Annotated in this window: 18 protein-coding genes, 2 tRNA genes, 2 rRNA genes and 1 riboswitch (1 of these 23 running past the window's edge); of the genes, 12 read left to right on the forward strand and 10 right to left on the reverse strand. The window is 64.0% G+C overall.

Going from position 1 to position 22,763, the window contains the following annotated elements; genetic code table 11:
* Positions 1-16: 16 nt before the first annotated feature.
* A complete protein-coding gene (locus XI08_RS42020; protein ID WP_271578928.1) occupies positions 17-790 on the forward strand; it encodes a lysophospholipid acyltransferase family protein in 774 nt (257 codons plus the stop codon).
* Here the strand turns inward: XI08_RS42020 and XI08_RS42025 are convergent.
* Positions 787-1,398, reverse strand: a complete 612-nt coding sequence (locus XI08_RS42025) for a gamma-glutamylcyclotransferase (RefSeq protein WP_271578929.1) — start codon at positions 1,396-1,398, stop codon at positions 787-789. The genes XI08_RS42020 and XI08_RS42025 overlap by 4 nt on opposite strands.
* A 110-nt stretch (positions 1,399-1,508) precedes the next feature.
* Here XI08_RS42025 and XI08_RS42030 point away from each other — a divergent pair, with 110 nt between their 5' ends.
* Positions 1,509-2,693: a DUF2125 domain-containing protein gene (locus XI08_RS42030; RefSeq protein ID WP_271578930.1), complete on the forward strand. Its 1,185-nt coding sequence runs from the start codon at positions 1,509-1,511 to the stop codon at positions 2,691-2,693.
* A gap of 101 nt (positions 2,694-2,794) precedes the next feature.
* Here the strand turns inward: XI08_RS42030 and XI08_RS42035 are convergent, their stop codons facing one another.
* The 3 genes from XI08_RS42035 to XI08_RS42045 are packed head-to-tail and all read right to left on the reverse strand — an operon-like array spanning position 2,795 to position 5,708.
* Positions 2,795-3,733, reverse strand: coding sequence for a prephenate/arogenate dehydrogenase family protein (locus XI08_RS42035; RefSeq protein WP_271578931.1), 939 nt, complete (start codon positions 3,731-3,733; stop codon positions 2,795-2,797).
* Positions 3,730-4,827, reverse strand: coding sequence for a pyridoxal phosphate-dependent aminotransferase (locus tag XI08_RS42040; RefSeq protein ID WP_271578932.1), 1,098 nt, complete (start codon positions 4,825-4,827; stop codon positions 3,730-3,732). The genes XI08_RS42035 and XI08_RS42040 overlap by 4 nt, the downstream gene beginning before the upstream one ends.
* Positions 4,828-4,859: 32 nt before the next feature.
* Complete coding sequence (locus tag XI08_RS42045) at positions 4,860-5,708, reverse strand: chorismate mutase (RefSeq protein WP_271578933.1); 849 nt, start codon at positions 5,706-5,708, stop codon at positions 4,860-4,862.
* A gap of 203 nt (positions 5,709-5,911) precedes the next feature.
* Positions 5,912-5,991: riboswitch (SAM riboswitch) on the forward strand.
* Positions 5,992-6,084: 93 nt separating this feature from the next.
* Here XI08_RS42045 and metX point away from each other — a divergent pair.
* Both metX and metW read left to right on the forward strand, forming a co-directional pair.
* Positions 6,085-7,287 (forward strand): homoserine O-acetyltransferase MetX, encoded by a 1,203-nt coding sequence (gene metX, locus XI08_RS42050; RefSeq protein WP_271578934.1) that lies wholly within the window; start codon positions 6,085-6,087, stop codon positions 7,285-7,287.
* A gap of 14 nt (positions 7,288-7,301) precedes the next feature.
* Positions 7,302-7,964 (forward strand): methionine biosynthesis protein MetW, encoded by a 663-nt coding sequence (gene metW, locus XI08_RS42055; protein ID WP_271578935.1) that lies wholly within the window; start codon positions 7,302-7,304, stop codon positions 7,962-7,964.
* Between the two features lie 115 nt (positions 7,965-8,079).
* Here metW and XI08_RS42060 read toward each other — a convergent pair whose 3' ends face one another.
* Positions 8,080-8,943 (reverse strand): alpha/beta fold hydrolase, encoded by an 864-nt coding sequence (locus XI08_RS42060; RefSeq protein WP_271578936.1) that lies wholly within the window; start codon positions 8,941-8,943, stop codon positions 8,080-8,082.
* A gap of 235 nt (positions 8,944-9,178) precedes the next feature.
* Between XI08_RS42060 and XI08_RS42065 the strand changes: the two genes are divergently transcribed.
* Positions 9,179-9,979: a TIGR02594 family protein gene (locus tag XI08_RS42065; RefSeq protein WP_271578937.1), complete on the forward strand. Its 801-nt coding sequence runs from the start codon at positions 9,179-9,181 to the stop codon at positions 9,977-9,979.
* Positions 9,980-10,087: 108 nt separating this feature from the next.
* Here XI08_RS42065 and XI08_RS42070 read toward each other — a convergent pair whose 3' ends face one another.
* Positions 10,088-10,876, reverse strand: coding sequence for an MOSC domain-containing protein (locus XI08_RS42070; protein WP_271578938.1), 789 nt, complete (start codon positions 10,874-10,876; stop codon positions 10,088-10,090).
* Between the two features lie 239 nt (positions 10,877-11,115).
* On the opposite strand from XI08_RS42070, the gene clpB reads away from it, so the two are divergent.
* Entirely contained in the window at positions 11,116-13,752 is a 2,637-nt protein-coding gene (gene clpB, locus XI08_RS42075; RefSeq protein WP_271578939.1) for an ATP-dependent chaperone ClpB, read from the forward strand.
* 43 nt (positions 13,753-13,795) lie between these two features.
* On the opposite strand, the gene XI08_RS42080 is transcribed toward clpB, so the two are convergent.
* On the reverse strand, positions 13,796-14,236 hold the full coding sequence (locus tag XI08_RS42080) for a nuclear transport factor 2 family protein (protein ID WP_271578940.1): 441 nt from the start codon (positions 14,234-14,236) through the stop codon (positions 13,796-13,798).
* A 33-nt stretch (positions 14,237-14,269) separates the two neighbouring features.
* On the opposite strand from XI08_RS42080, the gene XI08_RS42085 reads away from it, so the two are divergent.
* Both XI08_RS42085 and XI08_RS42090 read left to right on the forward strand, forming a co-directional pair.
* Positions 14,270-14,506, forward strand: coding sequence for a hypothetical protein (locus XI08_RS42085; RefSeq protein ID WP_271578941.1), 237 nt, complete (start codon positions 14,270-14,272; stop codon positions 14,504-14,506).
* A 2-nt stretch (positions 14,507-14,508) separates the two neighbouring features.
* Positions 14,509-15,081, forward strand: a complete 573-nt coding sequence (locus tag XI08_RS42090) for a helix-turn-helix domain-containing protein (protein WP_271579121.1) — start codon at positions 14,509-14,511, stop codon at positions 15,079-15,081.
* Here XI08_RS42090 and XI08_RS42095 read toward each other — a convergent pair.
* From XI08_RS42095 to XI08_RS42105, 3 genes are all read right to left on the reverse strand, one after another.
* Complete coding sequence (locus XI08_RS42095) at positions 15,078-15,341, reverse strand: hypothetical protein (RefSeq protein WP_271578942.1); 264 nt, start codon at positions 15,339-15,341, stop codon at positions 15,078-15,080. The genes XI08_RS42090 and XI08_RS42095 overlap by 4 nt on opposite strands.
* Before the next feature lie 89 nt (positions 15,342-15,430).
* A complete protein-coding gene (locus XI08_RS42100; RefSeq protein ID WP_271578943.1) occupies positions 15,431-17,062 on the reverse strand; it encodes a Vgb family protein in 1,632 nt (543 codons plus the stop codon).
* 152 nt (positions 17,063-17,214) lie between these two features.
* Positions 17,215-19,269 (reverse strand): M23 family metallopeptidase, encoded by a 2,055-nt coding sequence (locus tag XI08_RS42105; protein WP_025575852.1) that lies wholly within the window; start codon positions 19,267-19,269, stop codon positions 17,215-17,217.
* A gap of 1,018 nt (positions 19,270-20,287) precedes the next feature.
* On the opposite strand from XI08_RS42105, the gene XI08_RS42110 reads away from it, so the two are divergent.
* From XI08_RS42110 to XI08_RS42125, 4 genes are all read left to right on the forward strand, one after another.
* Positions 20,288-21,776: ribosomal RNA gene (locus XI08_RS42110) — 16S ribosomal RNA — on the forward strand.
* 191 nt (positions 21,777-21,967) lie between these two features.
* A tRNA-Ile gene (locus XI08_RS42115) sits at positions 21,968-22,044 on the forward strand.
* A 33-nt stretch (positions 22,045-22,077) separates the two neighbouring features.
* Positions 22,078-22,153, forward strand: a tRNA-Ala gene (locus tag XI08_RS42120).
* A gap of 419 nt (positions 22,154-22,572) precedes the next feature.
* A 23S ribosomal RNA gene (locus XI08_RS42125) occupies positions 22,573-22,763 on the forward strand (it continues 2,682 nt past the right edge of the window).
* Together the 16S and 23S rRNA genes with 2 tRNA genes alongside form the textbook arrangement of a ribosomal RNA operon.

The following is a 22,763-nucleotide window of genomic DNA, read 5'->3' on the forward strand; positions in this document are numbered from 1 at the left end:
ATTGATCGGATCGTCGATGTTCTTGATTTTCCTGCGCTCGCTCGTGTTCAACGTGCTGTTCTATGCCGTGCTGGTGTGTCTCGCGATCGTGGCGCTGCCGACCTTTGCGATGCCGCCGCGCGCCATGCTGACGGTTGCGGAATGGTGGGCGAAGGCGACGCTGGTCCTGATGCGGGTGATCTGCAACATCAAGGTGGAATTCCGCGGGCAGGAGAAGATTCCGCAGGGGCCGCTGGTGATCGTGGCCAAGCATCAGTCGTTCTGGGAAACCTTCGTGTTGCCGGGATTCTTCGACCGCCCGATCTTCATCCTCAAGCGCCAGCTCATGCAGATCCCGGTGTTCGGTCAGTTCCTGGTCAAGACCGGGATGATCGCGATCGACCGCAAGGCCGGCGTGAAGGCGCTGCTGGACATGACGCGGCGGGCACGCGTGGCGGTGCGCAGCGGCCGCCAGCTCGTGATCTTTCCGGAGGGCACGCGCCGCGCGCCGGGCGCGCCTCCCGACTACAAGACGGGCTTTGCGCAGATCTATTCGTCCTGCGGCGTGCCGTGTCTGCCGATCGCGCTCAATTCCGGCCTGTTCTGGCCACGCCGCACCTTCATGCGCTATCCCGGCACGCTGGTGGTGGAGTTCCTCGATCCGCTGCCGGCGGGCCTGCCGAAGGACGAGTATCTCTCCCGCGTGCAAACGGCGATCGAAGAGGCAACCGGCCGCCTCGTCGAAGCGGGCCGCAAGGAGCAGGAGCAGTTGATCGGTTCGGCACCGAGCTACGCGCCGACCGGCAGCTAGCGACTTTCGCGGTCTTCGCTCGGAGCCGGCGCGTGCAGGGAATGCGCTTCCCCATGCAGCATCGTCGCGAGCTGATGCAGCTGCGTGTCGCGAAAGCCTTCGGCCTCGATCGCCTTCACCGTCGCGGTCACATAGTCGCGATTGGCCCCGGACTGGCCGTGCCCCTGGAGCACGTGGCGATGTTGATCGGCGAGCGACAGCCGGCCGGCATATTGCACATGGCCGCGGTCGACGACATAAGCGAGTGCGGAGACGCGCTGCCGCGCATCGTTCTCCAGCCACACCGAGCGCATCACCTCGCGATAGACCGACGTCACCTGCTCGCGCGCGCGCAAATAGGCGACGACGTCGGCGCGGTCCTTTTCGGCGACGCGGAAGGCGATACCGCGACAGGCGCCGCCGCGATCGAGCCCGAGCACCAGGCCCGGCTTCTCCGGCGTGCCGCGATGCACGAAGGAATAGACGCAGAGCGCACGATGCTCGCCCACCAGCCGCGCCGGGACGCGCTCCATGAATTCAAAGCCCGGCCGCCACATCAGCGAGCCATAGCCGAACACCCAGAGGTCGCCCTTGGCTGTCGTGACGGAGGGGAGGGTGATTTCCGACATGGCGGGCACGGCTACCAGACCCGCGCCCCCAAGCGAAGCGAATTCTCCGCCTTTCGGAGCAAGCCAACCTCGCTTACATTTGACAAAATCTGGGGTCAAAGGGTCGCCGCATGTCCAATCTGACCGTTGCCGCAGGCCGCCGCCCCCGTTGGGGCCTTTTCATCGCACCCGTTCTCCTCCTGATCCTCGCCGTCGCGTGGAGCTGCTTCTGGTTCTATGCCGCCTCGCAGGCCGAGATCGCCGCGGACGCCTGGCGCGCGCAGGAGGCCAAGTCCGGCCGCATCTATGATTGCGCCAAGCGCTCGATCGCGGGCTTCCCGTTCCGGTTCGAGGTCCAGTGCTCCGGTGCCAGCGTCGCCCTGGTCTCGCAGAACGCGAGCAAGACGCCGTTCACGGCCAGGCTCGACAACATCCTGGTCGTCGCCCAGGTCTACGATCCCAAGCGCGTCATCGCCGAATTCTCCGCGCCGGCGACCCTCACCGACGGCGTTACGCAAAACACCTTCGTGGTGAACTGGAGCAAGGGCCGCAGCAGCGTGGTCGGCCTGCCGGCGGTGCCGGACCGCGCCTCCATCGTGTTCGACGATCCCGTCATCAACCGGCTCGACGGCAGCGTGCAGGTGCCGCTCGCGCGCGCCAAGCAGGTCGAGCTGCACGGGCGCCTCGCGGACGGATCGCCGTCCGATCATCCCGTGATCGAGACCGTGCTCCATGTCGCGCAGGGCAGCATCCAGGGCGTGCATCCCTTGCTCGCCGAGCCGTTCGAGGCGGACACGCGCGCCAAGGTCACCGGCCTCTCCGACCTCACGCCAAAACCCTGGCCGCAGCGCTTCCGCGAGATCCAGGCCGCCGGCGGCCATATCGAGATCGTGCAGTCGCGGATCCAGCAGGGCGAGATGATCGCGGTCGCAGCCGGCACGCTCGGACTCTCGGCCAATGGCCGACTCGACGGCGAATTGCAGATGACGGTGACCGGCCTCGAGCGGGTGATCCCGGCGCTCGGCATCGAGAAGATGCTGGAAGAGGGCGTGCCGCAGGCAACCCTCGACCGCGTCGCGCCCGGCGTGAAGTCGCAGGATCTCAACAATCTGTTCGGTGCGCTCGATCGCGCCGTCCCGGGCCTCGGCAAGGTCATCAAGCAGAACGCCAATGCCGGCGTTGCCGCCGGCATCAATTCGATCGGCACCGAGAGCACGCTGGAAGGCAAGAAGGCCCGCAGCTTCCCGCTGAAGTTCGTGGACGGCGCCGTGCTGCTCGGCCCGGTCAAGGTCGGCCAGATCCCGCCGCTGTATTAGTTTCTGTCTCCTCGTCGCGAGCGCGTAGCCCGCATGAGCGAAGCGATATGCGGGGACCGTCCCGGATGTCGCTACGCTCATCCGGGCTACGGGACTGTGTGCTATGGCTTCTTGCCGAGCTGCGCATGCGGCCGGCCGAAATCGGGCGCCGCCGAATCCTGGCCGATCTCGACGATGCCGCGGCGGATGGCGCGGGTGCGGGTGAAGTGGTCGAACAGCGCTTCGCCGTCGCCGCGCCGGATCGCGCGGGTGAGCTTGGCGAGATCCTCGGTGAAGGTGCCGAGCATCTCCAGCACGGCTTCCTTGTTGGCGAGGAAGACGTCGCGCCACATCGTCGGATCGGACGCGGCGATGCGGGTGAAATCGCGGAAGCCGCCGGCGGAGAACTTGATGACCTCGGACTCCGTCACCTGCGCCAGCTCGTCGGCGGTGCCGACGATGGTGTAGGCGATCAGATGCGGCAGATGGCTGGTGATCGCGAGCACGAGATCATGATGATCCGGCGTCATCACCTCGACCTTGGCACCCATCGCGGCCCAGAAGGCGCGCAGGCGATCGGTGGCCGATGCGTCGACGCCTTCCGGCGGGGTGAGGATACACCAGCGGTTGATGAAGAGCTCGGCAAAGCCGGAATCCGGCCCTGAATGCTCGGTGCCCGCCACGGGGTGCGCCGGCACGAAATGAACGGTCTTCGGCAGATGCGGCGCCATGTCCCTGACGATCGCGCCCTTCACGGAGCCGACGTCGGAGACGATCGCGCCGGCTTTCAGATGCGCGGCGATCTCCTGCGCCACAGGTCCGCAGGCGCCTACGGGAATGCAGAGGATGACGAGATCGGCATCCTTCACCGCTTCCGCATTGGTCGCCACGACCTGGTCGACGATGCCGAGCTCGAGCACGCGGGCGCGCGTCTTCTCCGAGCGCGCGGTGGTGACGATCTCGCCGGCCAGGCCCTGGAGCTTCGCAGCGCGCGCGATCGAGCCGCCGATCAGGCCGAAGCCGATCAGGGCGACGCGCTGGAAGTGCGGCTGTACGCTCATTTGCCGGCCATGAAGTCGCGCAAACCGTCGACGACGAGGCGGTTGGCCTCCTCGGTGCCGATGGTCATGCGCAGTGAATGCGGCAGGCCGTAATTCTTCAGCGCCCGCAGCACGAGGCCCCGCTTGGTCAGGAAGGCGTCGGCCTCGTCCGAGGTCCTGCCCTTCTCGGTCGGAAAGTGGATCAGCACGAAATTGGCGACGCTCGGCGTCACCTTCAGCCCGAGCTTGCCGATCTCCTCGGTGAGCCAGTTGCGCCAGGTCTCGGTGAACTGCTTCGACATCGCCTGATGCGCGGTGTCCTCGATCGCGGCGACCGCGGCATACATCGCCGGCGTCGACACGTTGAACGGACCGCGGATGCGGTTGACCGCGTCGATGATGTGCTCGGGGCCGAACATCCAGCCGATGCGCAGCGCGGCGAGGCCATGGATCTTGGAGAAGGTGTGCGTCACCACGGTATTCTCGGTGGTGGCGACCAGCTCGATGCCCATCTCGTAATCGTTGCGCGAGACGTAGTCGCAATAGGCGGCGTCCAGCACCAGCAGCACGTGCGAGGGCAGGCCGGCGCGCAGGCGCTTGACCTCGTCGAACGGAATATAGGTGCCGGTCGGGTTGTTCGGATTGGCAAGCCACACCAGCTTCGTCTTCGGCGTCACAGCCTTGAGGATGGCGTCGACGTTGCAGGTGAAGTTGGTCTCCTGTGCGATCACGTTCCTGGCGCCGACCGCCATGGTCGCGATCGGGTAGACCAGGAAGCCGTGCGTGGTCGAGATCGCCTCGTCGCCCTGGCCGAGATAGGTGTGGGCGAGCAGGTTGAGGATCTCGTCCGAGCCGGCGCCGCAGATGATGCGGTTGGGGTCGAGGCCGAAGCTGCGGCCGATGGCTTCGCGCAGCACCCGCGAGGTGCCTTCCGGATAGTCTTCCAGATGATCCGCCACGTTCTTGAAGGCCGCGATCGCCTTGGGCGAGGGACCGAACGGCGTCTCGTTGGCCGAGAGCTTGAACACCTTGCGGCCCGGCTCCGGCACCGGGCTCTTGCCGGGCGTGTAAGGCGCAATATCGAGAATGCCGGGGTTCGGCACGGGGCGGGACATCTTCAACTCCGGAATGGCAGGCGGCTCGTGACTTACGATTTCGGCCCGGTCGGGGGCACCGTATAGCGCGTTGCGTGGCTGCCGACGAGGGCCGTGGAGCGCACCGAGGCCCCCGCCTCGATCAGGGCAGCCTTGATCTTGTCGATGCTGCTCGCGCTCGTGACCGAGACCAGCAGCGCCGCGCCGTCGAAGGCGGTATCGGGCACCGCCACGATGTCGGCGAGCGGCGACAGCGCCCGCGCGATCTCGGCATTCCACCCGGAGACACGCACGCTGAAGGTCTCCACCTCCGTCACCAGGGCGCTGTCGGCGACGCGCGAGATCGCGAACACGGGCAGCGCGGCCGGATGGTCGGCGCGTTCGACGAAAGGCATCCGCGCGATGATCTTCGGTGCGCCTTCGGCTTCCAGCTCCAGCCACCACGGGGTGCGGCTGGAAGTCGCCGAGACCAGCGCCAGATCGCCCTTGGATTTCGCCACCGCCTCGACCGCCGCCTGCGCGCTGAAATGCGCGACGTAAGGCACGGTGAAGCCGAAATGGAATCGCACGGAATCGCGCATCGCGGGCTCGCTCACCGAGATGTCGGCATGCACCGCGAACGGTGCCTGCACGTAAGTGAACGTCGCGATGATGACGCGCCAGATGCTCTCGACCGTGTCGAGCGGCAGGATGCCGCGATGGCGCTCCACGATCCGCCGCATCATGTCGGCCTCGCGCGCCGGCCGGAACGCCGAGCCGACCTCCTGGGTCTGCTTCACCTGGATCAGGCGGTCGATGATGTCGCCGCGCTGCATCAGGAGGCGATGCATGCCCTCGTCGATCGCGTCGATCTCCTTGCGCAATTCCTGCAACGATGGTGGCGCGGGCGGACGTTGGGACATATCTGGCAAGTGCTGTTGAGAGGCGTTCCAATGCGGGTCCATCAGGTCGGATCCGCTGCGGTCGATGTCTTGATTAGGCAGTCGGAGCGGCGAAAGCAAAGAGAAATGCAAAGGGAAATTGGGCCTTTTCGGCTGACGCGACGGGGACGAATTTGGTCAATCCGGACCGTATCTTGACGAAAACCGTCCAAGCCGCTAGGTTTTGCCTGTTCCGTGGTCATTTGAGCCGGCCGGCTTGCAGCCACGTTAAAAAACTCGCTAAACAGGCCGGGGACGCTTTCGATCCCGGCCGAACCTATCGTTCAGGCCGGGTTTTTTATGGCCTGATGTCAGTCGCGATCTGAAGTCCGATCGCAAACGAGGTCGATGGTCAGAGATGGTTGGCGTCACGTCGATTCCCAGTCCCGCGATCAGTGCCGATGAACGGTCGCATGAGGTGGATCATCCGAGTTCGCTCGTCGCGCATTTCGGCGCCGATCAGCCGTTGTCGCTCGACTGCGGGGTCGATCTTTCGCCGTTCCAGATCGCCTACCAGACCTATGGCGAGCTCAACGCGGACCGCTCCAACGCGATCCTGATCTGCCATGCGCTGACCGGCGACCAGCATGTCGCCAATGTGCACCCCGTCACCGGCAAGCCCGGTTGGTGGGAAACATTGGTCGGTGCGGGCCGTCCGCTCGATCCGAGCCAATACTTCATCATCTGCGCCAATGTGATCGGTGGCTGCATGGGCTCGACCGGGCCGGCCTCGATCAATCCCGCGACCGGAAAGGTGTGGGGCCTGGATTTCCCGGTCATCACCATCCCCGACATGGTTCGCGCGCAGGCGATGCTGATCGACCGGCTGGGCATCGACACGCTGTTCGCGGTGGTCGGCGGCTCGATGGGCGGCATGCAAGTGCTGCAATGGACGGCGGCCTACCCCAAGCGCGTGTATTCCGCGCTGGCGATTGCCTGCTCGACGCGGCACTCGGCGCAGAACATCGCTTTCCACGAGCTCGGCCGCCAGGCCGTGATGGCCGATCCCGACTGGCACAATGGCGGCTATGCCGATCACGGCATCCATCCGCATCGTGGCCTCGCGGTGGCGCGGATGGCTGCGCACATCACCTATCTCTCCGACGCCGCGCTGCATCGCAAGTTCGGCCGGCGCATGCAGGATCGCGAGCTGCCGACCTTCTCGTTCGACGCCGACTTCCAGGTCGAGTCCTATCTGCGCTACCAGGGCTCGTCCTTCGTCGAGCGCTTCGATGCCAACTCCTATCTCTATCTGACGCGCGCGATGGACTATTTCGACATCGCCGGCGACCATGGCGGCGTGCTGGCGAAGGCGTTCACCGGAATCAAGACACGCTTCTGCGTGGTCTCCTTCACCAGCGACTGGCTGTTTCCGACCTCGGAATCGCGCGCGCTGGTGCATGCGCTGAATGCGTCGAGCGCGCGGGTGTCGTTTGCCGAGATCGAGACCGATCGCGGCCATGACGCCTTCCTGCTCGACGTGCCCGAATTCTTCGACATCGCCCGCGCCTTCCTGGAATCGGCAGGCAAGGCGCGCGGACTCAACGGCAAGAATAGCTAACAAGGGTAGTTAGGATGTCAGCGCAGGAAGTGCTGCCGTTGGGCGGCCTTGACTCGGAACGATCAGGTCATTTTCGCGCCGACCATCTGCTCGTCGCCGAAATGGTCAAGCCGGGCTCGAAGGTGCTCGATGTCGGCTGCGGCGACGGCGACCTGCTCCAGCTTCTGGAGACCCGCGGCATCGACGGCCGCGGCATCGAATTGTCGCGCGAGGGCGTCAACCGCTGCGTCGCCAAGGGCCTCGCGGTGGTGCAGGGCGACGCCGACACCGACCTCGTCAACTATCCCGATGATGCCTTCGACTACGTGATCCTGTCGCAGACGCTCCAGGCGACGCGGCAGCCGCGCGTTGTGCTGGAGAATCTGCTGCGCATCGGTCGCCGCGCCATCGTGTCGTTCCCGAACTTCGGCTTCTGGAAGATGCGGCTCCAGCTCCTGATCGGCGGTCACATGCCGCGCACCGAGAACCTGCCGGCGACCTGGTACGACACCGCCAACATCCACTTCTGCACCATCAAGGATTTCGTGGAGCTCTGCGACGAGATCAACGTCAAGATGGAACGCTCCGTGGCACTCGATCTCTATGGCCGCCCGGTGCCGCTGAACCTGCCCTGGTGGGTGTGGAACATGTTCGGCGAGCAGGGGGTGTTTCTGCTGACGCGCGGGCAGGGCAAGTAGTTACTCGTCATTGCGAGGAGCCCTTGCGACGAAGCAATCTAGGCTATTTCCGCGGCGGTAGCCTGGATTGCTTCGCTGCGCTCGCAATGACGGAGTACTTGGTGACGCCTTCGTCTTAATGCGCCGCCACCGACCTCGGATCGCGCACTGGCCATCGTCCCGCTTCCACCAGCGTGACGAACCGCTCCACGGTCTCGTTGAACAGCGCGGGCTCCTCGAGATTGAGCACGTGCCCCGACTTCGGAAACATCGCAAGGCCTGCGGCCGGCAGATGCTTCTTCAAGAACAGGCTCGGCCCGACGCAGGGATCGTCCTCGTCGCCGCAGATGATCAGCGCCGGCGTTGCGACGCCCCTGATCGCGTCCGTCATGGTGTAGATCGAGGGACGGCCGCCCTGGAAGCCGCGCATCGTGCGCGCCGATCCCTTGGCATCGTGCCGCGCCAGCGCGGCGTAGAAATCGGCGTGGCCGCGCGGGTCCTTGACCAGGAACGGAATCCGGCTCGGCGCCTCGCGCGTGACTTTTGCCACCTCCGCGGAGCCGAGCGTCTCGAACTGCTCGGCGTTGGCGCGGCATTGCTCGCGCCAGGCGTCGAGATTCTCGATCTCCGAGCCGGAGCCGACGCCGGCGAGCGTCATCGACAGCGCACGCTGCGGCGCGTTCAGTCCGACCTGAAGCGATGAGTAGGCGCCCATCGAGAGCCCGACGAGATGCGCACGATCGATCCTGAGATGATCGAGCACCGCGAGCGCGTCGGTGTAGAAATGCGTGTAGGTGTAGACCTCGCCCTCAGGCACGTCCGACGGCGTGTAGCCGCGCGCCGAATAGGTGATGCAGCGATGGCCGCGCGAGAAGTAACGCATCTGCGGCTCCCAATTGGTGTAGTCGGCAGCGAACTCGTGCAGGAAAATGATCGGCGTTCCCTGGCCCGCCTCTTCGAAATAAATGCGGACGTCGTCCCTGGTCGTGGCGTGGGGCATTAACCGTTTCCCTCTCTTCAAGCCGTTGTTTCGAGAATTGCAGTTAATGCTGTTGTCCGCAATGCGGCGGCAACAGACCTGCATCGACACAAAATCATCGCAGCAATTCACCGAAGCGTTAATTCCCGCCGCCGCGCGGCGTCTTGTTCTCGCCACATCCGGAAGCTTTACGGCCCGGCGGATGTCGGCCGCGCACGGGCCGGCTGGGAGTGGGGGTGTCAACGAAGGATGACTAATGTTCGAGTTGTTTGCGTCTCGCCTGTCGCGTTGTGTTGTCGCGCTGGCGCTTTTCTTCGCGGCGGTCGCCGCGTTTATTTCTCCGGCCTCGGCGCGGCCTCACCGTCATAGCGCAGAGCGGCACGCTTACGTGCATCACGCCAGCAGACATCATCACTATCGGCACCAGGCCCGCAGCTCGCGCTTCGAGCGCAGCGCGGCGCAGCTGCAGGCCGGCGGATTCATGAACACCCAGGCCAGCTACGATCCGAACGCCAACAGCGGCGGCATGGGTGACATGCGCTACGCGGGCGGCGGTGACATGGGCAGCGGTGACATGGGCATCGGCGGAAACATGCGGCGCGCTGGCAAAGTGAGCCGCGCTGCCAGCATGAGCCATGCTGTCAACAAGAGCAGCGCTGGTGACATTGGCAACGCCGGCAACACGGGTATGAGCGGCGGTTTCGGCGGCGGATCGGGCCTCGTGTCCGAGGCGCGCCGTTATCTCGGCGGCAACCCGACCGGGCGCGGCAGCCTGTGGTGCGCGCGCTTCATGAACATGGTGCTTGAGAAAACCGGCCACCACGGCACCGGCTCGGACATGGCGAATTCGTTCGCGCGTTACGGCACGCGTGTCTCCGGCCCGCAGGTCGGTGCCATCGCGGTGATGTCGCGCGGCGGCCGCGGCGGCCACGTCGGAATCATCACCGGCGTCGACGCGCAGGGCAATCCGATCATGATCTCCGGCAACAACGGCAACCGCGTCCGCGAGGCCCCGGTCTCGCGCGGCCGCATCTATGCGTATGTGATGCCGAACTGAAGGTGACGGATGCGTAGGGTGGGCAAAAGGCGCGACAGCGCCGTGCCCACCATCTCGCAACGCTAACGGAGTTGGTAGGCACGCTTCGCTTTGCCCACCCTACGAAGCTCACACCAGCTTCGGCTCTTCCACCGCGACCGCATCGCCCACGCCGATCTCGCCGCCGGCGATCACCTCGGCATAGATGCCGCAATCCATGTGGCCGAGATGGCGCGAGAGCGTCGGCGGGATTTCGAGGTCGCGCTTTGCGGTCTCCGGATCGACATTGGTGGCCGGGCAACGGACGATGCGCTTGACCACCTGCAGCCGGGCCTGACCGATCGCGAGCGTCTGGCCGACGAGGTCGAGCTCGGACCAGGCCGGCCAGCCCTTGACGTAGAGATTGGCGCGGAAGCGCAGGGGGTGGACGGCGGTGCCACCGAGCATGGCCTCGATCGCGCGGACGCTGTCGAGATTGATGATGGACACGACCTTGCGGGCGACGTCGGAAAAGCTGTGGTCGCGGCCCGACAGAACCTTGGGCGGGCCCTTCAGCTCCGGCTGAAAGTTCTCGCTGAAGTAGCGCTCGATGGCGGCGCGCCCGGCGGCGGTCTCCAGATCGCCGCTGGCGACGATTTGGCCGTCCTTGCGGATGGTCAGGCGGTTGGTCGCGTCCTCGAACCGGCTGTCGAGGGAAGCCAGCCGCTCATTGCGCGCCAGCATCAGAAACTGGATCTTCGGCTTCCAGGCCGGCGCCTCGGGATCGAACCCGCTCGGGCCGTTCTCGATGGCGTAGCGGCGGTCAGCGGGCAGGGTTTCCCCTCGCCGCAAGGCGACGCGGGGCAGGCGCTCCGGCGTCAGGCCCTTGATTGGATAGCGATAGAGATCGGTGATTTCGGCGGTCTGGCTGGCTGTCATGCCGCTACTTAGGGGATTCGACCTGCTGGCGCCAAGCCGGCCAAACAGCGCACGAAATTGTGAACTCGCCTCTTTCGCTCCCGCGAGCCGCTTCCCACATCTGCCTCAGGCCGGCGGCAGCGTCGGTAAATAACGACCGTTACCGGTTGAGAAACGTCAATGCGGTAATCGGAAACCCAATGAAGATGCCGTGTGGAGTGCCTTAGAGGGCTTCATGGGCAGGCCGAGGGACAGAAAAGATGAACATTGAGAAGTATACCGAACGATCCAGGGGCTTCATCCAGTCGGCGCAATCGCTTGCGATGCGCGAGGGGCACCAGCAGTTTTCAACCCTGCACGTCCTGAAAGTCCTCCTGGACGACAATGAGGGGCTCGCTGCCGGTCTGATCGACCGTGCCGGCGGCAATTCCCGCGCAATTCTGAAGGCGACCGAAGACGCCCTGAACAAGGTGCCGAAGGTCTCCGGCGGCGGCGGGCAGATTTATCTGGCGCCCGAATTGGCCCGCACCTTCGATGCCGCTGAAAAGGCCGGCGAGAAGGCCGGCGACAGTTTTGTCACCGTCGAGCGGCTGCTGCTCGGCCTCACGCTGGAGAAGACCAGCGAGGCCGGCGCGATCCTCAGCAAGGGCGGTGTCACCCCGCAAAACCTCAACGCGGCCATCGAGGCGCTGCGCAAGGGCCGCACGGCCGACTCGGCGACCGCCGAGAACGCCTATGACGCGCTGAAGAAATATGCCCGCGACCTGACCCAGGCGGCGCGCGACGGCAAGCTCGACCCGGTCATCGGCCGCGACGAGGAGATCCGCCGCACGATTCAGGTGCTCTCGCGCCGGACCAAGAACAATCCCGTCCTGATCGGCGAGCCCGGCGTCGGCAAGACCGCCATCGCCGAAGGTCTTGCGCTGCGCATCGTCAATGGCGACGTGCCGGAGAGCCTGAAGGACAAGAAGCTGCTCTCGCTCGATCTCGGTGCGCTGATTGCCGGCGCGAAATACCGCGGCGAGTTCGAGGAGCGGCTGAAGGCCGTGCTCCAGGAAGTGACCGGGAGCGAGGGCACCTTCATCCTGTTCATCGACGAGATGCACACGCTGATCGGCGCCGGCAAGGGCGACGGCGCGATGGACGCATCGAACCTGCTGAAGCCGGCGCTCGCGCGCGGCGAGCTGCACTGCATCGGCGCGACCACGCTCGACGAGTACCAGAAGCACGTCGAGAAGGACGCGGCGCTGGCGCGGCGCTTCCAGCCGATCTTCGTCAGCGAGCCCTCGGTCGAGGACACCATCTCGATCCTGCGCGGGCTGAAGGACAAGTACGAGCAGCACCATGGCGTGCGGATCACCGATTCCGCGCTCGTGGCCGCCACGACGCTGTCCAACCGCTACATCACCGACCGCTTCCTGCCGGACAAGGCGATCGACCTCATGGACGAGGCCGCGGCGCGGCTGAAGATGCAGGTCGATTCCAAGCCGGAAGAGCTGGATTCGCTCGACCGCGAAATCATCCGGCTCAAGATCGAGCAGGAGGCGCTGAAGAAGGAAAGCGATGTCGGCTCCAAGACCCGGCTCCAGACGCTGGAGAAGGACCTTGCCGAGCTCGAGGAGAAGTCTGCGGCGCTGACGGCGCGCTGGAGCGCGGAGAAGAACAAGCTCTCCGATGCCCAGAAGCTGAAGGCAGAGCTCGACAGCTTGCGCGTCGAGCTTGCCAACGCCCAGCGGCGCGGCGAATTCCAGAAGGCCGGCGAGCTGGCCTATGGCCGGATCCCGGAGCTCGAGAAGAAGCTTGCCGACATCGAGGCCAAGGAGAATTCCGGCGAGATGATGGAGGAGGCGGTCACCGCCAACCACATCGCGCAGGTGGTCTCGCGCTGGACCGGCGTGCCCGTCGACAAGATGCTGGAAGGCGAGAAGGAAAAGCTCCTGAAGATGGAGGAGCAGCTCGGCACCCGCGTCGTCGGCCAGGCCGAGGCCGTGCGTGCGGTTGCAACCGCCGTGCGCCGCTCCCGCGCGGGCTTGCAGGACCCGAACCGGCCGACCGGCTCGTTCATGTTCCTGGGGCCGACCGGCGTCGGCAAGACCGAGCTGACCAAAGCCTTGGCGGAGTACCTGTTCAACGACGAGACCGCGATGGTCCGCCTCGACATGTCCGAGTACATGGAGAAGCATTCGGTCTCGCGGCTGATCGGCGCGCCTCCGGGCTATGTCGGCTACGACGAGGGTGGCGCGCTCACCGAAGCGGTGCGGCGCCGGCCCTACCAGGTCGTGCTGTTCGACGAGATCGAGAAAGCGCATCCTGACGTCTTCAACGTCCTGTTGCAGGTGCTCGACGACGGCCGCCTGACCGATGGCCAGGGCCGTACCGTCGATTTCCGCAACACGCTGATCATCATGACCTCGAATCTTGGTTCCGAGTTCCTGGTGAATCAACCCGAGGGCGAAGACACCTCGGCCGTCCGCGAGCAGGTGATGGGAATGGTGCGGGGACATTTCCGCCCCGAATTCCTCAACCGCGTCGACGAGATCATCCTGTTCCATCGCCTGCAGAGGAGCGAGATGGGCCGGATCGTCGAGATCCAGTTCGCGCGACTCCAGAAGCTCCTGACCGATCGTAAGATCGTGCTGACGCTCGATGCTGCAGCCCGCGACTGGCTCGCCGCCAAGGGCTGGGATCCCGCCTATGGCGCACGGCCGCTGAAGCGGGTGATCCAGCGCTACCTCCAGGACCCGCTCGCCGAGATGATCCTGGCCGGCGACGTCAGGGACGGCGACAACGTCGCGATCTCGTCCGAAGGCAACGTGCTGACCTTCAACGGCAAGGCACCGCAAACCGCGGAGATCGCCCAATTCGAGGCGCCGGTGTCGAAGCGGAAGCTGAACTGATGAAAATGCACGCCCTCCGCGCTGAAATCGCGGAGGGCGTTTTTCAATCCGCGAAGAACGCGTCCACCGCCGCCTGATCGCGGTCGTAGACCCAGCATTCGCTCAGCAGGCCGTCGCGCACGGCATAGACCAGCAGCCGTTCCAGTTCGGCCGTGCGACCGTCCCGGCTGAACGATTCCCGCGCGAGAATGGCGCCGCGCCGCGGCCCGGCCATCAATTCGTCGATGCCAAGAAGTTTCCGGTTGGCGCGGCGTGCGACCTCGGCCAGAGCGGCAAGCGCGGCCGGCTTGCCGCGGTGGGTGCCGGCGAGCGGGTTATGCCCGGCATAATGCAGCGTGAATTGGTCGTGGTAGCAGGCGGCGATCGCGGCGCGGTCACCGGCCTGCCAGGCGGCCGCATAGCGCGCGACGGCGGCGCGGATCGCGGCGGTTTGTGCGGCGTCATCCGCCAGAACTTTCTCCATCGACATGATCTCCCGGGTCATCGGCAGCGTTGTGCCGGTGCGCTATGGTAAGGCATGACCTCGCCACCGGGCTTTCAGGAACTGGCTATCGGCACGCCGCCCAAGGTCGGGCCAATGCAGGCGCGGATGTTCGATTGGGGCGCGCGGGTGCTCTATCTCGGTCCGGCCTTCGGGTTGACACCCCACCGCAATGCCACCGCCGTGCTGGCCGTCGCGCTCGACGGGACGATCGGCGTGGCCGACCATCCGAGGGCACGCTCACCGTCCTATCGCAAGACGCGCTCGTGCTGATCATGCCCAACAGCCTGCACCATCTGCGCGTGGATGCCGGACGGATGGCCTTCCTCTATGTCGATCCCTTCGGACGCGATATCGAGGCGCTTCGTTCGCGCATGAAGGAGGTCGGATCGAGGGCCGCGTTCGACATGATCGACGAGCGACCGGTTGTCACGCTGTTTGGCGACATCGCCGAGCGACGCCTCGAATCTGACGAAGCGCGGCAGGCAGTCCGCGATAGGCTTGGAATCGGATCAAGCGCGCAGCCGGATGCAAGAATTGTTGCTGCCGTGAGGCGGATGCGCGAGGAGCCCAGCGGTTCTCACACGCTAGCCGAACTCGGCCGCCAGGCCGGGCTTTCATCCTCGCGCTTTTTGCATCTGTTCAAGGAAGCCACGGGTGTGCCGCTCCGCCGCTACCGCATCTGGAGCCGGATCGGCGCAGCCGCGCGGGCGGTCGCACAGGGGCAATCGCTGACCGAGGCGGCGCATGGCGCCGGCTTTTCCAGCTCCGCGCATTTCAGCACGGCCTTCCGCGACATGTTCGGCATGATGCCGTCGGAAGTGTTCGCGCGGATTCGCGCGAGCTAGTTTTCCGTCGGCGCAGGGCTAGGTGCCGGACCGTCCTCGTCGCCGTCCTCGTCGATCTCGGAGAGGATGTCCACGAGCTCGCGGACGCGGCCGTGGGCGAGTGGCCGGAGATCGTTGATCATCGGCTCGTCATTGGCGAGCCAGGCCTGCGCTTCCGCCAGTTCGTCGACGGTCGCGCCGGTTCCAATGATCCGGGCGATGGTGACGTCGTCGGCCCGATCCACGGTCTTGACGATGTCGTCGCGGGAGAGGCGCCTCATGGGTGATCCTCCTGCTGTCGGCTTCCCCTCCATTTAACCGGGGAAGCCGCGCGCCGGTTCCATCGACCGGGTGCCGCTTCGGCGGGAGGCTACTTCTTCGCCACCTTGTAGATCGCGTTCTCGATGTCGGAGGTGAAGTAGATGACGCCGGAGCCGCCGATGGCCACCCCTGTCGGAATGTTGGTCGGCAGGCCGCCAGGCGCGCCTGGCAGGCCGATCGGGAGATTGGCCGCGATCTCGGTCACCTTGCCGTCGGGCGCGATCTCGATCAGCCGCTGGGCGCCGACCTCGGCCACGACCAGCTTGCCGTCGCTCGTCCGCGCGATGCCCTCGGGCGTTTTCAGATCCTTGGCGATCACGGTCTTTTCGCCGTTCTTGTCGACCCGGGACACGAGCCCGGCGAAGGCTTCGGTGACATAGACCTCCCCAGCCGATCCACCGACCAGCCCGACCGGTCCCTCGAGGCCGCCGATCAGCGTGGTGCGATCCTTGCCGTGTTCGCCGCTGACGCGGACCAGCGATTTTGTGCCGAGCTCGGCCACCAGGACGGTGCCGTCCTCGAGCACGACGGCATCATGCGGCGCCTTGAAGCCATGCAGCATGTCGCGCGTCGCGCCGGTCTTGGCGTCAATCAGCTGCACGGTGCCGGTGAACCAGCTCGACAGCAGCACCACGTCGTTGCCCTTTGCCGTCGCGCTCATCGGATATTCGAGGGTGACGCCGTCGGCGTGCATGCGTGCCTTCTCGGTGACCTCGCCGGTCGCGCCGTCGATGGTGCGATAGGCGAACACGTCGGCGAGGTGGAGCGTGTCCTTGCCGTTGTCGGTGGTGACGCCGATGCCGCCGGGCAGCGCCAGCTTGCCCATGATGATCTGTTTGGCCTTACCGGTCGCGGGATCGACCTCCTGAATGCCGTTGTCGGCCATGTTGGAGACGTAGATGCGGTCCTTGTCGTCGATCGCGAGGTTGTCCAGCGACGTCTTCAGCTGCGCAACCACGGTCTTGGCGCCGGATTTGGGATCGACCCGCACCAGCTGGCCGAGCGCGGTGTCGACCACCCAGAGATTGCCCTTGGAATCGAAGTTCACGGCGGCCGGGATCTTGAAACCTTCGGCGACCACGGTCAGCTCGGCCTTGTCGACGTCGACTTTTGCGACCTGTCCCTTGAACCACAGCGGACCGTAGAGCTTGTCGTCGGGGCCGAACTCAAAGCCGTTGAGGCCGCCCATCTTCTCCATGATCTGGCGCGGCGGTTTGACGCCCTCGACGTCGATCTCGTAGAGCGTGTCGCCGAGGAAAACGGTTGTGGCGTAGAGCCTGCCGTCCTTGCGGAAGGCGAGCGAGTTGATGCCGGGAAGACCGGAGGCGAGCTTCTTGATCGGGCCGTCACCCTTGCGCGAATAGAGATCGCCGGTCAGGAAACCGGTCCAGGCCATGGTGCCATCGGGCGCGAATGCGATGTCGTCGGCCATCCCGATCGGAGCAGGGATTGCAACCTTGGCGGTACCGCCGGCGATGTCCACCTCGTAGAGCATGGCGCCGGCGACGCTGCCGGCAAACAGATGGCCGGCCTTGTCGACCCCGAGCCCATGCACGCCATGGAACGCCGAACCGGGGACGAGTTTCTTGACCTCCCAAGTCGCCGGTACTGTCTGGGCCGATGCGCTCGTGGTGCAGACGATCGCAGCAACGACCGCTGCGCAGGCAAGCCTGTTCTTCATGCGTGACCTCCCATTTTTGGAAAGTATTCGCCCGTCATGCGGCTTTGGCAAACGAAACTTGACGTTGTAACGCCGTAAAGCGGCGTCACTTCGAAAGCGCCCATTCAGCCGTGTCGATGAAGATGTCCGGTCGATATCGGCCGGTTGCCGGCTTACCGGTTGGTGACCTGCAACGGTCCGCCGGTCGCATCCGAAATGCGGGCGATGGCGCCGCCCCGGCCGCTCATCATGCCGTCGAGCCGGTCGCGCTCCTTCTCGAAGCCGGCCAGCATCGGGCCTTCCAGCGAGCGGCCGCGCGGCAGTTTCACGCGCAGCGGATCGACGAAGCGGCCGTTGACCAGGATTTCGTAATGGACGTGCGGTCCGGTCGACGCGCCGGTCGAACCGACGAAGCCGATCACCTGGCCCTGCCGCACCTTCTTGCCGATCTCCATGCCCTTGGCGAAGGCCGACATGTGGCCGTAGGCGGTCTCGTAGCCGTTGTTATGCTTGATGCGGATGTACTTGCCATAGCCGCCTTCGGGGCCGGCCTTCTCGATCACGCCGTTGCCGGAGGCGAAGATCGGCGTGCCGTAGGCGGTGGCCCAGTCGACGCCGGTGTGCATCTTCACGTAGCCGAGGATCGGGTGGCGGCGACCGCCGAAACCGGAGCGCATGATGGCGTTGTTGACGGGTTTCCTGACCAGGAACTTCTTCGCGCTCTTGCCGCTCTCGTCGTAGTAATCGACCACGCCGTCGTCAGGGCTCTGGTAGCGGTAGTATTTCTTGGTCTCGCCGCCGACCGTGAGCGAAGCGAACAGCACGTCGTTCTTTTCGCTCGACGTCACGCCCTCGTCTTCGCCGGCATAGAACACGTCGAAGGAATCTCCCGGCTGCACCTTGCGCTGGAAATCGACGTCGTAGGAGTAGATCTTGATCATGTCGTCGATGACCGGCATCGGCACTTTGTTGCGCATCGCGGTCTCGTAGATGCTCTGGTAGAGCCGCACGCCAGTGCCGTCGTCATCGTCATCGTCGTCGCTGTTGGCGTTGGCGGTGGCGTCGGCGACGGTGTTCATGCTGGAGACGTCGACCGCGACGTATTTGCCGAGGTCGGACAAAGCTGCGATCGCCTCGACCACCGTGTCGTTTGCAACCACGACGCGATAAGGCTGGAGGCGGGCGCCGGGGCTTGCCGGCGCCATCAGGATGCGGAGCTTCTCGCCTTCCTTCAGGCCGCCGTCGCGGCCGCGGGGACCGAGCGTAGCAGTGATCGCCTTGATCTCGTCGGCGGTCGCGCCGAGATCGCGCAGGACGGAGCCGACGCTGTCGCCCTTCTTGACCAGATGGACGCGCTCGCCGTTCGGATTGCCGCCGGTGATCTGCTCCTTGGTCTTCGGCAGCAGCGTGACGTTTTCCGGCACCACGCGGGTCTCGAAGCCGGCATAGGGATCGGACGGCGACACTTCGGTGGCGTAGGCCATCTTCATGTCGGTCGCGCCGGAAACGTCGGCGGTGGCATTGGCGAGCGAGGCGTAGCGCACCCCGCCATTGCCGCGCCAGTTGGCGGCATCGCGGACTCGCATCAGGATGTCGTCGAGCGCCACCACCGCGGAAATCTTGGCCTTCGGCAGCACCGGCGACAGGTCCTTGGTGACGAAGGAGACCTCGGCGTCGGGTTCGACCGCTTCGGGGTTGTTGGGATCGTCGGCGGCGGTCTTCGGATCGGAGCCGACGTCGGTGAGCAGGCGCTGGGCGTTGAACGGCGGAATTTTCGCCGACAGGTCGCTCGTGGTCATCGACAGATTGCCGGCGATCCGGACGAAGGGGCGCACTCGCATCACGTCGCGATTGCCGACGCGGGCCACCGTGGAGACGCGCACGATGTTGCGCGAGGCCGTGGATTCGTTCGGCGGCGGCAGGCGGTCGCTCTTGTGCAGGGTAGCGGCGCGATCAGCTGCGCCAAATGCACCGCGCAGCGCGCCTTCGACCCGCTCCGGCACCTTGGCGAAGGTCATCTCGCCGTCGAGCGAAGCGAAAACGGCGCCGCCGATCAGGGCTGCGCCGCAAAGTCCGGTCAGAATTGTCCCGCTGAACCATTGTACCGAAACACGACGGCGATCGATGACGGCAGCTTCGGAACCATCGACGGAAAGCGGCGGCTCGTGGCCGAGATCGATGATCCCGGTCTCACGCCCGTAAGCGCCGCGTGACGTCCTGTGGTTCAACCCAAGTCCCCCAATCAACGACCCAAGAGGCCCATACCAGCCTGGTTTCGAGCCCTTTCCTGGCCGCCCTCTTGGAGGGGCATCGCAGGAAACGGCAAGCCGCACAGGCGTCCGCGGTCAGAAGGCCCTGATGACACGGGCCGGCCGAAATTACGAACAGCTAAGCGGAAAAAGAATCTCTCGATGTCTCTCGAATGTCTGAAGAAGGCCGCTTCATCGTATGATCGCCTTCCTCTGACCCCACGCAAACCGCCGGCAGCCCCCACTGGCATCCCTGCGATTCAAGCTAGTCTCATATCAGAACGCCGCGGGATTGTGGCTCTAGTACGGCGCCTAATAGGGAAAAAGTTTCCTGAAGGGGCGGGCGCTGGGGCGCGTCCGGGGAGGGCGCCCGAAGCCGCTTCCGGAGCCCCTCCGGAGCCCCTCCCGAGCCCCCTGGGGCGCAAACTTTTTTTGAGATTTTTTGCCGCCCGGCTTCGGTTGGCGCGCTAGAGCCCCCGCTAATCGACTGGAATCGCTGGAATTTTTTCGACAATCCACTGTGCGACGATTTGTTGACGATTGGCGTTGACAGCCCGGAAGGTGGGGCCTATAACCCCAACCACTGAGCGCGGCGCCGCCGGGTCACTGACCAAGGCGAGCGAACGCGCCACTGATGCTCCTCACCTTGTTGAGTGACACAACAGCCGACACCAGTCGGTTGGAGTTCATCCATCGTCGGTAAGGGTGTCGGAACCCTTCCTCTCAGGAAGGTTGGGGCCTCTCCGGTCCCGGGCTGTTTGACAAGTGAAGATGAAGAAAGAGAAACGTGGACGGCGGAGTCCTTGCGCCTCTCGGAATACTTGAGAGCTTCGGCTTTTGAGTTCTGAGAGGGGACGAAAGACTTCGGCGGTACACGTTTTAAAGGAAACACCATCGTTGCCAGCGATGTGAATCGCAGGCAGCTCGTCGATTTCGGTCGATGAAAAATGGTGGGACCTCGTCAAACGTTGTGATCAGCCGGTTCAAAGTTCAAGTCCAACTTGAGAGTTTGATCCTGGCTCAGAGCGAACGCTGGCGGCAGGCTTAACACATGCAAGTCGAGCGGGCGTAGCAATACGTCAGCGGCAGACGGGTGAGTAACGCGTGGGAACGTACCTTTTGGTTCGGAACAACACAGGGAAACTTGTGCTAATACCGGATAAGCCCTTACGGGGAAAGATTTATCGCCGAAAGATCGGCCCGCGTCTGATTAGCTAGTTGGTAGGGTAACGGCCTACCAAGGCGACGATCAGTAGCTGGTCTGAGAGGATGATCAGCCACATTGGGACTGAGACACGGCCCAAACTCCTACGGGAGGCAGCAGTGGGGAATATTGGACAATGGGGGCAACCCTGATCCAGCCATGCCGCGTGAGTGATGAAGGCCCTAGGGTTGTAAAGCTCTTTTGTGCGGGAAGATAATGACGGTACCGCAAGAATAAGCCCCGGCTAACTTCGTGCCAGCAGCCGCGGTAATACGAAGGGGGCTAGCGTTGCTCGGAATCACTGGGCGTAAAGGGTGCGTAGGCGGGTCTTTAAGTCAGGGGTGAAATCCTGGAGCTCAACTCCAGAACTGCCTTTGATACTGAAGATCTTGAGTTCGGGAGAGGTGAGTGGAACTGCGAGTGTAGAGGTGAAATTCGTAGATATTCGCAAGAACACCAGTGGCGAAGGCGGCTCACTGGCCCGATACTGACGCTGAGGCACGAAAGCGTGGGGAGCAAACAGGATTAGATACCCTGGTAGTCCACGCCGTAAACGATGAATGCCAGCCGTTAGTGGGTTTACTCACTAGTGGCGCAGCTAACGCTTTAAGCATTCCGCCTGGGGAGTACGGTCGCAAGATTAAAACTCAAAGGAATTGACGGGGGCCCGCACAAGCGGTGGAGCATGTGGTTTAATTCGACGCAACGCGCAGAACCTTACCAGCCCTTGACATGTCCAGGACCGGTCGCAGAGATGTGACCTTCTCTTCGGAGCCTGGAACACAGGTGCTGCATGGCTGTCGTCAGCTCGTGTCGTGAGATGTTGGGTTAAGTCCCGCAACGAGCGCAACCCCCGTCCTTAGTTGCTACCATTTAGTTGAGCACTCTAAGGAGACTGCCGGTGATAAGCCGCGAGGAAGGTGGGGATGACGTCAAGTCCTCATGGCCCTTACGGGCTGGGCTACACACGTGCTACAATGGCGGTGACAATGGGATGCTAAGGGGCGACCCTTCGCAAATCTCAAAAAGCCGTCTCAGTTCGGATTGGGCTCTGCAACTCGAGCCCATGAAGTTGGAATCGCTAGTAATCGTGGATCAGCACGCCACGGTGAATACGTTCCCGGGCCTTGTACACACCGCCCGTCACACCATGGGAGTTGGTTTTACCTGAAGACGGTGCGCTAACCAGCAATGGAGGCAGCCGGCCACGGTAGGGTCAGCGACTGGGGTGAAGTCGTAACAAGGTAGCCGTAGGGGAACCTGCGGCTGGATCACCTCCTTTCTAAGGATGATCCTTCAGCCTAGCTTCGGCTAGCTATCGGATCGTTTTAGAAACATCAGGGGCCAACAGATCGCCAGATCGTTGAGCTCCATTGGCGGGATTTCGCCGTCTTCGTTTCTCTTTCTTCGCGGACGAACACGCGCTGGGCCTGCGTGAGCAGGGTCCCTGGTCCTTGACGGGATATGCGTTAGGGGCTTGTAGCTCAGTTGGTTAGAGCGCGCGCTTGATAAGCGTGAGGTCGGAAGTTCAAGTCTTCCCAGGCCCACCACACTCATCGGGTAAGCATTCGTCTTCTGGTTACGGGGCCATAGCTCAGCTGGGAGAGCGCGTGCTTTGCAAGCATGAGGTCGTCGGTTCGATCCCGTCTGGCTCCACCAGATGGTTTGATCACCGACGCTGTGTTTGCAGGTATTCAACCGTCGTCCGCGAAACATCACTTCGCACCTACTAGTCTGGATAGACAGTAACGTGCGTGATTTCTGACATCGTAAAGAGGAGATCGATCCGAGTTGGATCGGGCAGCAAGCAATTGTTGCGCGATACTTCATTATCTCCGGATCATTTCGGCGCTCGTGCGCCTTTCAATGCAGCTCACAAGGCTGCGCTTGAAAGGAATGCGAGTTGTAAATGATCCTTTTAGCGAAGCTTGACCGCCTCGCTATCGGAACGATCTTACGAAGCAAGCTGGTCTTTCTAATCATTGTCCGGCTGCAGATAGCGTTCATCGAGGGCGCGTGCCGCAAGGCAGTTCTGCAGACAACATTCTGCCGAGTGTGTGGACATTGATAATGAGAGCAATCAAGTGCCTTAAGGGTGTTCGGTGGATGCCTTGGCGCTGAGAGGCGATGAAGGACGTGCTACGCTGCGATAAGCCGTGGGGAGCTGCGAAGAAGCTTTGATCCGCGGATTTCCGAATGGGGAAACCCACCTTCGATAGCCGGAACTCCAAGACCTCAGTCGAAAGACTGTGGTGTGGAGTTCGACCAG

Source organism: Bradyrhizobium sp. CCBAU 11361, from assembly GCF_028128935.1.
Lineage (GTDB): Bacteria > Pseudomonadota > Alphaproteobacteria > Rhizobiales > Xanthobacteraceae > Bradyrhizobium > Bradyrhizobium niftali.

What these genes read in the sequence shown, in the direction of transcription:
- XI08_RS42020 (WP_271578928.1), top strand. Translation starts at nt 17, where the DNA reads ATGTTCTTGATTTTCCTGCGCTCGCTCGTGTTCAACGTGCTGTTCTAT.
- clpB (WP_271578939.1), top strand. Translation starts at nt 11,116, where the DNA reads ATGAACATTGAGAAGTATACCGAACGATCCAGGGGCTTCATCCAGTCG.
- XI08_RS42095 (WP_271578942.1), bottom strand. Translation starts at nt 15,341, where the DNA reads ATGAGGCGCCTCTCCCGCGACGACATCGTCAAGACCGTGGATCGGGCC.
- XI08_RS42090 (WP_271579121.1), top strand. Translation starts at nt 14,509, where the DNA reads ATGCCCAACAGCCTGCACCATCTGCGCGTGGATGCCGGACGGATGGCC.
- XI08_RS42100 (WP_271578943.1), bottom strand. Translation starts at nt 17,062, where the DNA reads ATGAAGAACAGGCTTGCCTGCGCAGCGGTCGTTGCTGCGATCGTCTGC.
- metW (WP_271578935.1), top strand. Translation starts at nt 7,302, where the DNA reads ATGTCAGCGCAGGAAGTGCTGCCGTTGGGCGGCCTTGACTCGGAACGA.
- XI08_RS42060 (WP_271578936.1), bottom strand. Translation starts at nt 8,943, where the DNA reads ATGCCCCACGCCACGACCAGGGACGACGTCCGCATTTATTTCGAAGAG.
- metX (WP_271578934.1), top strand. Translation starts at nt 6,085, where the DNA reads ATGGTTGGCGTCACGTCGATTCCCAGTCCCGCGATCAGTGCCGATGAA.
- XI08_RS42040 (WP_271578932.1), bottom strand. Translation starts at nt 4,827, where the DNA reads ATGTCCCGCCCCGTGCCGAACCCCGGCATTCTCGATATTGCGCCTTAC.
- XI08_RS42035 (WP_271578931.1), bottom strand. Translation starts at nt 3,733, where the DNA reads ATGAGCGTACAGCCGCACTTCCAGCGCGTCGCCCTGATCGGCTTCGGC.
- XI08_RS42070 (WP_271578938.1), bottom strand. Translation starts at nt 10,876, where the DNA reads ATGACAGCCAGCCAGACCGCCGAAATCACCGATCTCTATCGCTATCCA.
- XI08_RS42085 (WP_271578941.1), top strand. Translation starts at nt 14,270, where the DNA reads ATGACCTCGCCACCGGGCTTTCAGGAACTGGCTATCGGCACGCCGCCC.
- XI08_RS42025 (WP_271578929.1), bottom strand. Translation starts at nt 1,398, where the DNA reads ATGTCGGAAATCACCCTCCCCTCCGTCACGACAGCCAAGGGCGACCTC.
- XI08_RS42030 (WP_271578930.1), top strand. Translation starts at nt 1,509, where the DNA reads ATGTCCAATCTGACCGTTGCCGCAGGCCGCCGCCCCCGTTGGGGCCTT.
- XI08_RS42045 (WP_271578933.1), bottom strand. Translation starts at nt 5,708, where the DNA reads ATGTCCCAACGTCCGCCCGCGCCACCATCGTTGCAGGAATTGCGCAAG.
- XI08_RS42080 (WP_271578940.1), bottom strand. Translation starts at nt 14,236, where the DNA reads ATGACCCGGGAGATCATGTCGATGGAGAAAGTTCTGGCGGATGACGCC.
- XI08_RS42065 (WP_271578937.1), top strand. Translation starts at nt 9,179, where the DNA reads ATGTTCGAGTTGTTTGCGTCTCGCCTGTCGCGTTGTGTTGTCGCGCTG.